The 12544-nt window shown below is 38.7% G+C and carries 14 protein-coding genes; 4 read left to right on the plus strand and 10 right to left on the minus strand.

From position 1 onward, the window contains the following. Window positions 1-22: 22 nt before the first annotated feature. The 9 genes from RU86_RS08810 to RU86_RS08855 form a co-directional block, all read right to left on the minus strand. Window positions 23-790, minus strand: a complete 768-nt coding sequence (locus RU86_RS08810) for a DUF1295 domain-containing protein (RefSeq protein WP_096814978.1) — start codon at window positions 788-790, stop codon at window positions 23-25. Continuing rightward, window positions 787-2595, minus strand: coding sequence for a DegV family protein (locus RU86_RS08815; RefSeq protein WP_096814979.1), 1809 nt, complete (start codon window positions 2593-2595; stop codon window positions 787-789). The genes RU86_RS08810 and RU86_RS08815 overlap by 4 nt, the downstream gene beginning before the upstream one ends. Before the next feature lie 5 nt (window positions 2596-2600). After that, window positions 2601-3005, minus strand: a complete 405-nt coding sequence (locus RU86_RS08820) for a DUF2177 family protein (RefSeq protein ID WP_096814980.1) — start codon at window positions 3003-3005, stop codon at window positions 2601-2603. Between the two features lie 263 nt (window positions 3006-3268). Next, complete coding sequence (locus RU86_RS08825) at window positions 3269-3628, minus strand: VOC family protein (protein ID WP_096814981.1); 360 nt, start codon at window positions 3626-3628, stop codon at window positions 3269-3271. 73 nt (window positions 3629-3701) lie between these two features. Next, window positions 3702-3881, minus strand: coding sequence for a hypothetical protein (locus RU86_RS08830; protein ID WP_096814982.1), 180 nt, complete (start codon window positions 3879-3881; stop codon window positions 3702-3704). Between the two features lie 34 nt (window positions 3882-3915). Further along, window positions 3916-4101, minus strand: a complete 186-nt coding sequence (locus RU86_RS08835; RefSeq protein ID WP_096814983.1) for a hypothetical protein — start codon at window positions 4099-4101, stop codon at window positions 3916-3918. Window positions 4102-4162: 61 nt separating this feature from the next. Next, a complete protein-coding gene (locus RU86_RS08840; protein WP_096814984.1) occupies window positions 4163-4759 on the minus strand; it encodes a helix-turn-helix domain-containing protein in 597 nt (198 codons plus the stop codon). A 701-nt stretch (window positions 4760-5460) separates the two neighbouring features. Continuing rightward, window positions 5461-5778 (minus strand): Gar-IM, encoded by a 318-nt coding sequence (locus RU86_RS08850; RefSeq protein ID WP_096814986.1) that lies wholly within the window; start codon window positions 5776-5778, stop codon window positions 5461-5463. 169 nt (window positions 5779-5947) lie between these two features. Next, entirely contained in the window at window positions 5948-6847 is a 900-nt protein-coding gene (locus RU86_RS08855) for a LysR family transcriptional regulator (protein WP_079504909.1), read from the minus strand. 273 nt (window positions 6848-7120) lie between these two features. On the opposite strand from RU86_RS08855, the gene RU86_RS08860 reads away from it, so the two are divergent. Both RU86_RS08860 and RU86_RS08865 read left to right on the plus strand, forming a co-directional pair. Continuing rightward, window positions 7121-7420: a hypothetical protein gene (locus RU86_RS08860; protein WP_047914845.1), complete on the plus strand. Its 300-nt coding sequence runs from the start codon at window positions 7121-7123 to the stop codon at window positions 7418-7420. Window positions 7421-7473: 53 nt separating this feature from the next. After that, window positions 7474-8664: an MFS transporter gene (locus tag RU86_RS08865; protein WP_096814987.1), complete on the plus strand. Its 1191-nt coding sequence runs from the start codon at window positions 7474-7476 to the stop codon at window positions 8662-8664. Between the two features lie 299 nt (window positions 8665-8963). Here the strand turns inward: RU86_RS08865 and RU86_RS08870 are convergent, their stop codons facing one another. Beyond that, a complete protein-coding gene (locus tag RU86_RS08870) occupies window positions 8964-9797 on the minus strand; it encodes an undecaprenyl-diphosphate phosphatase (protein ID WP_096814988.1) in 834 nt (277 codons plus the stop codon). A 192-nt stretch (window positions 9798-9989) separates the two neighbouring features. On the opposite strand from RU86_RS08870, the gene RU86_RS08875 reads away from it, so the two are divergent. Both RU86_RS08875 and RU86_RS08880 read left to right on the plus strand, forming a co-directional pair. After that, the gene (locus tag RU86_RS08875; RefSeq protein WP_096814989.1) at window positions 9990-11585 is read left to right on the plus strand and encodes an ABC transporter substrate-binding protein/permease; all 1596 of its coding nucleotides are present in this window, start codon (window positions 9990-9992) and stop codon (window positions 11583-11585) included. Then, window positions 11582-12322: an amino acid ABC transporter ATP-binding protein gene (locus tag RU86_RS08880; RefSeq protein ID WP_096814990.1), complete on the plus strand. Its 741-nt coding sequence runs from the start codon at window positions 11582-11584 to the stop codon at window positions 12320-12322. Before RU86_RS08875 ends, RU86_RS08880 begins: the two co-directional genes overlap by 4 nt. Window positions 12323-12544: the final 222 nt, after the last annotated feature.

The following is a 12544-nucleotide window of genomic DNA, read 5'->3' on the forward strand; positions in this document are numbered from 1 at the left end:
TTGACTTTAATCAGCATACTTGCTAGACCCCCTTTTTCCCAATAAAAGGGACAAATTTCGCTGTCTTTTTGGCATATGCCTTGAAGTCTGGACGCTCTTTATATTTTTTTTCTAATAACGGTACACCTGATACAAATAACAATAACAAGGTAATAACTATGGGGCCAATAATCCCCCACATGTTACGACTTTCGTTTAGCGTTACCAGGAAGACACCCCACCAAGCTAATGCTTCACCAAAATAATTAGGATGACGTGTTGTCGACCAAAGGCCAGTTGTCAGCAATTTGCCTTTATTGTCTGGATTTTTCTTGAATTGGGTTAATTGATAGTCACCAATCACCTCATACCCAAAGCCAATCACCCATATGATGATGCCTAAAATCGTCCACCAGCCGACAACGGTCGACGTCCCGGTATTAACCAGCAAAATAGGTAGCGATACAATCATCAATAGCACACCTTGTAAAACAAAGACATTTAGAAATGCTTTTAGTCTTGCATACTTGCTTCCCCAGCGTTTACGCATATTGACATATCGGTAGTCTTCGCCTTTGCCAATATTACGTTTTCCTAGATGAATGGCTAGACGTAGTCCCCAAATAACAACTAAAATAAGCGTTATCACGCTTGCAGGCGTAGCATTTTGATGCACTAAAAATCCAGTAAGCGCGACAACGATAAATCCCAGACCCCAAGCAATATCAACAATCGAATTATCTGCTAAAACTTGTGCCAATAAGAACAGGGCTATAAAATAAATACATACAACTAAAATGACAATGCTCATTTTCCTTCATCTCCTTTATCAAATTCATAGGCAATAGCGACTGACCCGTCACCTGCACTCAAGGCAACAGCTGTTGAGATGGGGAGAACAAATGTCGGTGCCATGCCTAATTTTTGTCTTAAATCATGCTGCCATTTTTCTGCTCGATCTGGCTGACTAGCGTAGACAATCCCATAACTTAAGAGTTGCTTTTTCTGATGTAACGTCATGATTTTCTTCAGCATCTTCTTTTCATTACCAGTTAAGCCAAAAGAAAAATTGACTAACTTACCGGCACCATCAGCTATGGTGACGAGTGGTTTCAGATGCAACTTCTGTGCTAATCTCCCTGCTTTTTCAGGGACACGACCAGAGTTAATCATCGGTTCTATATCATCCACACTCACTAGGATGGCAACATGTTGCGTCCACTGTTTTGCTTTATCTGCTATCTCTTTTAAGCCAAGACCAGCCTGAATCCATTGATTGACACGCATGATAAGTAAGCCTTGAGCAGCAGAATTTTGTTTAGAATCAATTACCGCTAACCGCTCGGCTGGCAAGATTTTCTCAGCAATTCGCTTGATACTATCAAAAGTCCCACTCATTTTTTGAGAGACCGTAACGACGATGACAGCCTCATAATGACTTTCTAAAAAGCGGAACAAGCTATCGATTTGACTCAGTCCGGGCTGTGCAGATGACCCGCGCTCCCCTAAACTTTGTTGCAACTCAAAGAACTGTTGATTCTTAATCGTCAACCGATCAAGATAACTTGCTTGGCCCATCAAAATCGTCATGGGTAAGACATGTATCTGTTCTGATAGGACATAATCCGCCGGAATATCAGCAATAGAATCCGTAACTAAAGCAATTTTTGCCTTTGGTGTTTGGCTAACATGGTACTGTAGTAGCATATCATCAATCTTTTGTTGAATTGGTTGGCCAAATGTCCGTAACTTGTCAACAATTTCTGAAGGATCATTAGCATGAACATGAATACGCGCTTTACCTCGGTTCACTGAGACAATCGTAGACTCTCCCAATCCTTTTAGAGAAGCTTGAATTCCTTCACTAGTCCCCGCTACATTTTCCAATAACACTTCTATACAGTAGCGTTGTGTTGGTACTTCTGTAATCAATCGATTACGATGGATAGCCCGATCAATCTCCGGATGTTCTTCTGCTATGACCACAGGGATGGCTTGATTGGTAAAGCCCAGTGTAAAGCCCTCTATAAAGAGATAAAATCCTTTTGCACCTGAATCTACAACCTGATTCTTTTGTAGAATTTTTAACTGGCCCGTTGTATTTTCTAAGGCATTTTTAGCGATCACTAGGGCCTTAGTTAAGCGCTCTTCAATCTGCAGTGTTGCTGATTGTGCTGCAAGTGCATCACCCCAAGACCGAATCACTGTTAAAATCGTGCCTTCCACTGGCTGACCAACGGCATGATAGGCATCGTCCACCGCTAGTTTGGTACTTGCCACAAACTGATCAAGAAAAGTCTGTTCAGATGTTTGACACAAATTATCATATAGACCATTAAAATACTGGGCCAATATATTGCCTGAATTCCCTCTAGCACCAACTAATGAGGCATCCGCAAGTCGCTCAAATAGGGATAAAGTAGAAGGGAAATGCCCATCAATTGCTTCCTTGATTGTCTGCATCAAAGCTGCTAAATTATTGCCTGTGTCCCCATCAGATACAGGAAATACATTAATATCATTTAGCTCTTTTTTATGGATAATCACTTGCTCAGCGCCAGCTTGAAAGGCAAGTTTAAACCGCTGATATTCCTGAATATCGGTATGTTCTGCCATTATATCTATCTCCATTTAAAATAAGTCGCTGTTAGCATCGTCAATACTGAAACTGCTGCTGTAACGCTTGTCCCCCAAACTAAATCGACGACTGTCACAACTACCGGCCAGTCTTTTAACGTAGCCAAGTTAGTCAAGTCATAAGTTGCATAACAGAGTAAGCCTAGAAATGCCCCTGCAAGACAAGCATATAGTAGACTTTCTTTTGATACTGCAGGATTGATAACAAAGAAAACCAAGCCTAGTACATACAGTCCGTAGAAAAGCACTGCTGGCAATAACTGGGTTTGCCCCATGATATGACCTAGATGGTGTTGGTAAAACTTTCGTGAGATAAGGAGTAGCCATAACATGTCAAATACCAAGAAATAGCCAGCAGTAGTTAGTGATAACTTAAAAAATTGTCCCATTTGATTCACCCCTTTTCATATAGTAGTTATTAAATCATTTTAACATAGAAGCGGGGGATTGTATTCATGATTAGATTAGCATTAAGGAAAGACAACTTTTCTACTGCAATCCAGCCAATTTTGATAGCACGTATCGGATTTTTTTTGCTTTGACAGCATGTTGTGACGTCTGAACGCCAAAGCAAAAGCAGAAAGATCACCCTCGTTTTTCTGACAACAAAAAAAGCCGTACATGCAAGCATCTACGGCATGATAAGTCCGACTTAGTTGGCTTTGGCAACCGCAATATAATTACCTTCTGGGTCTGAGCAACTAAAAGTCATGAGGCCATTATAAGCCACAATCTCACTTGCAGTGCTAATTTTTGCGTGAACCGTCTCAAAGTCCTCGATAAAAATCATAAGAGAAGGAAAGGACCCTAGCACTTCTGGCGAATATTTTTTGATGAAGGCTTTCTCAAAAAGCGCCAATTCAACTGTCGGTGTTAACTCTAGTATGATCCCCTTGAACTCTTCTGGTAGCGGGATTTCCTCCTTAATCTTTGCGTTAAAGTTCTCAAGCCAAAAGCGACTGACGATATCAATATCCTCAATATACAGCATTATTCTTGTTTTAGTGACCATCTTCATACACCTTATCTTTCATATAACTTAGGATTGCTTGCTTAAAAGCAAGCATTAGATCAGCATAACATGCTCATTCCAGGCGTTTAACTTGTTTCATGGTGCCAGCAAAATAGGCTAAGCCAACAACAAGTGACGTGATAACAAATTCCCACCATGACCATCTACCGAAAATCGTTAGACCCAAAATAATCAAGAAACAAGTCCCTAAAACGGCATCCTTCGGTCCTAAAGGAACATTCACATTAAACATCTTATCGTATCATCTCTTTTCTACTATAGGTTAATTATTGTTTATTGTTTTGAATTGATAAAATCACACCACAGTTAATGGCTACTAAAACCCAAATCCATTCTGCAAGTCCGATATGACACCCTCTCATGCTGCTTTCAGCATAACATTTTTCGATAGGCGTCCTTAATGCACGGTTACGCGCAAAATGAGCAAAGCTATCTAAAATTAATCTTATCATAATTCCATAATTTTGTGTCTATTTGGTGTATCAGGTGATGTGAAGGCTAAATCTGCCAATTCTATAATTGTTTACAAAAATTAACAATAGCCATGGCTATGATATAAATAATGAGTGTAGCAACACCATAGGCTAAAACAATTAAGCAGTCTACTAGCCACATTTTTTGACCGGTTCTCTTTTCTCTTAACGCATTGACATCACCATTTTGTGAAAAGGCTAGAATTTCCTTGTACGTTTTTAAGTCATTTTCTTTTTTAAAGGTCTCTAGTTTTAATGAACTCCAAAAGCCAGGTAAAAATAAAACAAGTGGTACGAGCAGTATTGTATTAGATTCTGGGAATGCGACGACTAACCCAATAGATAAGGCTGACAACACTGTGGATGTTAACATAATTTTCGTATGTAAGTCGGATTGTTGGTTGACTTTATTTCTACTTATCTTCATTTTGATTTCCTCCAGGTCTGCTTTGATCAACTCATCTAATGATATATCAAATAAAATCGATAAAGCAATCATGCTTTGGATATCTGGATATGTCTTATCCGTTTCCCAGTTAGAAATGGTTTGTCTTGATACAAAGATTTTTTTGGCTAAATCATCTTGGGAAAAATTTAGTAAACTGCGGTATGCTTTTATTCGCTTGCCTATCTCCATAACTGTCTCCTTTATATAAATCAAGTATAACAAGAAACGTTATCAAAGACTGTCAAAATCTTTGTTTTTCCTTTGATCACAGCCTCTGTCAAAAGGTTTTGACAGAGGTATCAGAGACAGTCGCAGCATATCTACTTTGTGTAAACATCGTTTACAAGGTCTTGAACATGCAACATTGTTTCTCTTGAACAGTCAAAATAAGCTTTTCGAAAAAAAACTAAACCCCACACGCTTTAGACGTTATCCTGAGGGAGTTTACAGGCATATAAAAAACACCGAAGAGATACAGATCTCTTTGATGTTTACCGATTAATGAGCACGACAACTTATTTACTGCATAACCCTATATTCCAGCAATATCTTTTTTACGATTATGGCAAGCTACTCATTGTTTCCTATTTATCTGTTAAAAAAACGAACACACCAAATGCAATTAATACTAAACTAAAAATAGGGTATCGGCTCAAGAGTGGGATTTTCAGAATGTAGAGGAGAAGGACGATGATAGCTGATATGACAAATCCACTATATCTTGAAATAGCACTTGGTAGTTTAGGGAAAATATTTTCTTGTAAATATGTGCCTAACATCAGCATACATAGCGCAAACAAAATCATATCTTTACTTCTCTCATTCTAATAGGACCTAAATCACATCGGTTGATGTGCGCCACTTGGATGCTACTTTTATGATACTACGGCTTAATCTAAATAAGAGCTGTTCAAAAAGGCAGATCCTCTATTTGTACCGATTGGCATGATTTGATTTATCACTTGACTTAAGTGTTTATAGAAGTCAGATGCATCTTTTGTTAATCCTGTATTGATGGCCTCTAATTGTAGACTAGACATAAATTTGTTAACGACAGCGACAGCATAGCGTTTCTTTTCCAAATCTTGTTTGGCCATCAGGCCGATTTTACGCTCGCGCTCAGTTAAATTTGGGTTTAGACAATAATCAAAAACTTGATCCAGCAGACCATCCTCAATTAAGGTCATCTTCTTACGACTGGTAAACATATAAACAACTCCTGCTCTCTAATAAACTAAAGGACTTCTGCGATAAGCTGCTTGTCAGTTAAAAACACTGATGCAATCATCCTGCCCTTATTTTTTTTCATTATAGCACTTAGGCTAGGTGAAAGCAACGGATAACATAGCTGTTCATGACTGGCCGAAATGACTGGTATCAGACTAATTCATCTTCTTTAGAGAGTCTATCTAGCATGGCAATCAGTTCTTGTAACTTTTCATCCAATACGGCATTTCTCAAATAGGCATATTGCACATAAAATGGGACTTTATCCTCAGCAACTAAGGGAATTTTTACCAACCCATCCATGTCTTGAAAGGGGAGGAAGTCTGTCATTAGGGTAATACCGATATTTGATTTGACAAGTTGACCGATCGTATGGACATCAGAAAAATGGAGGAGCACTTTGGCCTTATTTTTATATTTATCGTTCAGACTTTGAAAGGCACCTGTATGTGCCAAGCCTCTTTCCAGCAGGATAAAAGGATAGTCTAAGGTATCAGCAAATGACACTTCCGATTTTTGAGAAAGCGGATTATCTTTTGACACAAAAATAAAGAATTCGCGCTTATAAAGTAGCTCCACAGTTAGACTAGGGTGTGTCAGAGGCGTGACACTCCCCATTAAACTAAAATCTAGCTGACCAGATAATAAATTTTCTAATAAATCCTTTGATCTTGCCGAAATCAAGTTAAAATTTGAAATGAGATTAACAGTGCCCTCCTCCCTCAGTAATTTAGAAAAAATCCTGGCGCGGATAAGGGGTGGAAAGCCGATATGTATTTTATTTTGCTTGGCATGTTCGATCGCTCTATCAACAACCAACAATTCGTCCAGTATACTGGTAACATGGGCTTTTAGTATCTCACCCTCCCGCGTTAAGACGACAAACCGATGTGAGGGGTCTTTTTGGATCAGGTCGCATCCATAACGTTGTTCGAGACGTTTCATGGCATAGCTAATCGTCGGCTGACTGACATTGAACTGGGTTGCTACTTGGGTGAATGATAATAACTCGCCTAAAGCATTAAAATATTCAAAATCCCGTAAATTCATGATAAAATGCTCCTTTTTTATTATTTTATCATATTATTCTCTATTTGTTATAAGTAAAATTTATCATATCTAGCGGAGTTGACTATAATCTTTTACAAGGGTTACACTATATACCGTAGAGCAGTTATGCAGCATAATTTTAATTGGAGGATGTACAAATGCGTACACATAAATTGTTTAATAAAGGGTCAACATTGACATCCTGATGCGAGGAATCAATGTTAGATAACTGAATATACAATAATTAGGGAAACAATAGAAAGTGTAGTAAAAATGAAAACTTGGACAAATGCAATCGTTGATAGATTAGATGCAGCTTACCGCGTACGTTTTGATAAAGATGAATCATTGATTTTCTTAAATGATGCCTATCAAAATCTATTAATACTCGAGCTCAAAGCCCAATTAGATGACAATGAACAACTTAACCAGTTCATTGCCTACTTCATGGAAGTAAGAGATTTATTTATCGGTGAATTAGTGGATCGTTATCCATCAAACTATCACAATATCGAAGCTAAAATCGCTGTGTTACATCAAATGAATGATCAAGTGCTAAGTATCAGCAAATAAGCAAGCACAGCTAACACGGATCGTCTCATAAAATAAAAGGAGTTTACAAGACATTGGAACAGGAAAAACTATTTAATAAAGGGTTTATTTCAATCACACTCATCAACTTTGTTGTCTATCTCGTTTATTACTTATTAATCGTCATCATTGCGGTTATTGCACAAAGTGAATTACACGCAACACTAGGACAGGCAGGCTTAGCTTCCGGCATTTATATTATTGGTACTCTATTGGCCCGTCTGTTCATTGGTAAAAAATTAGAAGTGATGGGTAGAAAAGCCGTACTAAGATACGGTGCCTTATTCTACTTAGCTACGACAATCGCCTACCTCTATATGCCCATCATCCCAATGCTTTATCTGGTTCGTCTATTAAATGGATTTGCATATGGGGCCTTATCAACGGCCACTAATGCCATTGTAACCGCCTATATTCCTAAATCACGTTATGGTGAAGGGATTAACTATTATGGTCTAAGTACAAGTCTTGCTGCAGCTATCGGACCATTAATTGGTTTATTACTTTTAAACCTGACTAACTTTAGATTTATCGTCATTTTCTCTATCGTGCTTGTCTTACTCACAACGATCGCTTGTTTTGCTTTCCCAGTGAAAAATATCGTACTTACAAAAGAAAATAGAGCAGCAATTAACAAATGGACGTTCGATAGCTTCATCGAGAAAAAAGTTATCTTCATCGCTTTCGTCGCTTTCTTAATGGGTCTCTCATATTCAAGTGTTCTTGCCTTCCTGTCTTCTTATGTTAAGGTGATTCATTTGGTTGAGATTAGTTCCCTATTCTTCGTCGTTTATGCCCTAGTGATAACGGTAACACGACCACTTTCTGGTAAAATATTCGACTCATTTGGCGAAAAATTTGTCATGTATCCTAGTTACTTGTTCTTAACAGCTGGGTTAATCCTATTAAGTATCACTGATAGCAGCTGGATGTTATTACTTTCAGGTGGGTTAATCGGTCTTGGTTACGGTACCTTCATGTCAAATGGTCAAGCCGTTGCCTTGAAACAAGTTGTCTCTAATCACCGTATTGGTGTTGCCCTTTCAACTTACTTCATCGGGTTAGACCTCGGTTTGGGTGTTGGCCCATTCGTCCTAGGTGAATTAAGAAGTTTATTCTCTTTCCAAGAAGTTTACTTGATTGCAGCTGTGCTACCGATCGTATGTCTTGTACTTTATATGATTTCACGTCGCAAAGGCAATAATGCGCCTGCCGCCATTAAATAAAGCTTTAGATCTATTTCGATAAGTTAAGCAGCTCGTCTGCTTATGATTTATTCTTAAAAAACTGATTAGCCAGATAGCTAATCAGTTTTTTTGTATGATGTAAAGTTATCTTAATGCTCTGAATAATTGCTTACTTATAGTAGGAACATTAGATTAGTTCATCCTTTATGTCTTGTGCGTCCCTACTCTTACAGAGGTGAATCAGTAAGCAATACAAGTTAAACACACTGAGATTACCGTTCACTAGGATAGTGCTTATAAGCGCAGATAAAAAAACTGGACGAGCCAGTTTTTTTGTCTTAACCAAATACTGCTGAAATACCTGCATAAACAAGTATGATGACACCTAGTACGATCCTATATTTACCAAAGAAAGTAAAATCGTGTTTTTTGATATAATCCATCAAGAATTTAATCACAACGATGGAGACTAGAAAGGCAGTCAGACTAGCGATGAACAAGATGCTAAACTGATAAAAACTAAAGCCTGATCCCGAAAACATAAACTTAACAATTTTCATCAAACTCGCACCAAACATGACGGGAATACCAAGAAAGAAAGTGAATTCCGCAGCAACGAAACGAGATGCACCTAGTATAATCGCACCTAAGATCGTCACACCAGATCGTGATGTACCAGGCATAAGCGATAAAACTTGAATCAGGCCGATATAAAAGGCGAACTGATAAGGCATACTATCGAGTTTAACTAGCTTATCTGGTCGTGTTTTCGCCCACTTCTCGATATAGATGAAGGCAACGCCATAGATAATCAGCATGAAGGCAATCGGTACAAACTTATGAAAATGCGCATCCAACCATTTATCCAGTGGCAGGCCAATGACTGCAGCCGGGATACAAGCAATGATCACTTTCAACCATAGTTGCCAGGTTAGTTGTGTCTCACGTGCTGTCTTGTTTTTGTCAAATGGGTTCAATTTTTTAAAGTAAATGACAACAACTGCTAAAATCGCACCCAGTTGAATCACGACATTAAACATGTTCATAAACTCAGTTGGTTGCTTGAGTTTGATAAACTCATCGGCCAGAATCAAGTGAGCTGTCGAACTGATCGGTAGCCATTCCGTTATACCTTCTATAATCCCTAAAATAATCGCTTTAATAAATTCCATGATATCTGCTTTCCTATTTTAATTTTTCTAGCTTCTGTATACATTATATCAAAACAGGTGCAAGTTATGCGCATAATTTATCAATTCCTTCAGATGTACTCGCCTAGCCAAATGACACGCAGATAGATATTGAAAATTCAGTCTATTTTTAGTACAATAGGGAAGATAATATATACACTTAGAAAGAGACTTATGAAAAAAATATTTTCGCTTATCTTTGCGACACTGCTCGTCCTAAGCCTAGCGCCAACTACTCCTGTAAAGGCAGCTAGTGACGATAACGAGTTCCGTGTCGGTATGGAAGCAGGTTACCCGCCATTTAACTGGACGCAAAAAACAAATGCTGATGGTGCGGTTAAAATCGACGGCACCAATCAGTATGCCAATGGCTATGATGTCCAAATCTCCAAAAAAATTGCAGCTAAACTGGATAAAAAATTAGTCATCATCAAGACAAAATGGGATGGCTTGCTACCAGCCCTAACCTCTGGCAAAATCGATGCGATCATCGCTGGTATGAGCCCAACTGCTGAACGTAAACAAGCCATTGATTTCTCACAAAACTATTACACCAGTCAACTGGTCGTCATGGTCAAAAAAGATGGTAAATATGCCAATGCCAAGTCGATTAATGACTTTAAAGGGGCTAAAATTACGGGTCAACAAGGTGTCTTCCACTATGACCTAATTCCACAAATGACTGGTGCGACAAAAGAACCAGCCATGGGAGATTTCTCAGCTATGCGTGTCGCACTCGAGTCTGGCACGATAGATGGCTATGTCGGGGAACGTCCTGAAGGGATCACAGCAGTATCTAAGAATCCTAAGTTCAAGATGATTACGTTTGCTGATGGCAAGGGCTTCAAGACAAATCCAGATGATACACAAACTGCTGTTGGCCTCAAAAAAGGCGATAAAAACCTTGAGGACATCAATACAGTTTTAGCTGGTATGAGCCAAGCTGAACAAACAAAAACGATGGATCAGATGGTCGCACTCCAAACGCAAACAACTCAAAAGGTCGGCTTTTGGGGGCAAGTAAAAGAAATCCTCAAAAATAATGGTGGTGACTTTGTACAAGCTGCTGGGATGACTCTCTTCATCTCGATTATCGGGACATTCATCGGGACATTTATCGGCCTCATGATCGGTGTCTTCCGAACATCAAAGAAATCTGCTAATCTTGCTATGTCACTGCTACAAACTGTGGTAGGCTGGTTGATTAACATCTATGTTGAGATATTCCGTGGCACACCGATGATCGTTCAGGCCATGGTCATCTACTATGGGTCTGCACAGTTTCTAGATATTTCTTTAGACAAAACACTTGCTGCCCTGCTTATCGTCTCGATCAATACAGGTGCCTACATGAGTGAGATTGTTCGTGGTGGTATCTTCGCTGTTGATAAAGGACAGTTTGAAGCGGCCAGTGCACTTGGTATGAGCCATGGTCAAACCATGCGCAAGATCGTCTTACCTCAGGTTATCCGAAATATCCTCCCTGCAACTGGTAACGAATTCGTGATCAACATCAAGGATACATCAGTCTTAAATGTTATCTCGATTACGGAGCTTTTCTTCCAAGGGAATACTGTTGCCCAACAAAACTATCAATATTTCCAAACCTTTACAATCATTGCAGCGATTTACTTCGTCTTAACATTTACTGTGACACGTATCCTGAGATTAGTAGAGAAAAAATTAGATTCTGAAAATTACACTACAGGTGCTAACCAAATGCAATTGCCTTTAGAGAAAAAAGTTGTAGAAATAGGGGGTGAAAAATGAGCGAAGTAATTCTAGAGATTAAAAATCTAAAAAAATCTTTTGGCCAAAATGAAGTCCTTAAAGATATCCATATGACCGTTACATCTGGTGAAGTCATTTCGATCATCGGCAGCTCTGGTAGCGGTAAATCAACACTGCTACGTTCTATCAACTTACTAGAGACGCCAACATCTGGCGAAATTCTCTATAAAGGCGAAAACGTCCTCACAAAAGGCTATGACCTGAACAAGTACCGCACCCATCTAGGGATGGTATTCCAGTCATTCAATCTGTTTAATAACTTAAATGTATTAGAAAATGTTATCGTCGCCCAAACGACTGTCTTAAAACGTAGTCGGGATTTAGCGACTACGACAGCCTTAGATAACCTAAAGGCTGTTGGCATGGATAGTTTTATCAATGCAAAACCTAGTCAATTATCTGGTGGTCAAAAACAACGTGTTGCCATCGCGCGTGCTTTATCGATGAACCCTGATCTTTTATTGTTTGATGAACCGACAAGTGCGCTCGACCCCGAGATGGTCGGCGAAGTGCTTAAAACGATGAAAGAACTTGCTGATAGTGGGCTCACGATGGTTATCGTAACACATGAGATGGACTTTGCTCGTGAAGTATCCGATCGTGTTATCTTTATGGACCAAGGCGTTGTTGCCGAATCTGGTACACCCGATCAAATTTTTGTTCATCCAAAAGAAGCTAGAACTAAAGCATTCTTGACGCGTTTCTTAAAAGATTAACATACGCATGCTAAATTAATTTTAAAAAAGATAAGATACTTAACCACCTGTATCTTATCTTTTTTTCCTTTAAATCAACCAAAAGATATTTCGCTATAAAATAAGCGAAGCCCAAAAATGAAAAAATATAAATATTTCCATTTTTTCATTGACATTTATATAGCCCCTTGTTATAATGATATTGTAACACAACTTAATATATTAAAGGAGACAGAAAATTTC

The sequence above is a fragment of the Pseudolactococcus piscium genome (assembly GCF_002441695.1).
Classification (GTDB): Bacteria; Bacillota; Bacilli; order Lactobacillales; family Streptococcaceae; genus Pseudolactococcus; species Pseudolactococcus piscium.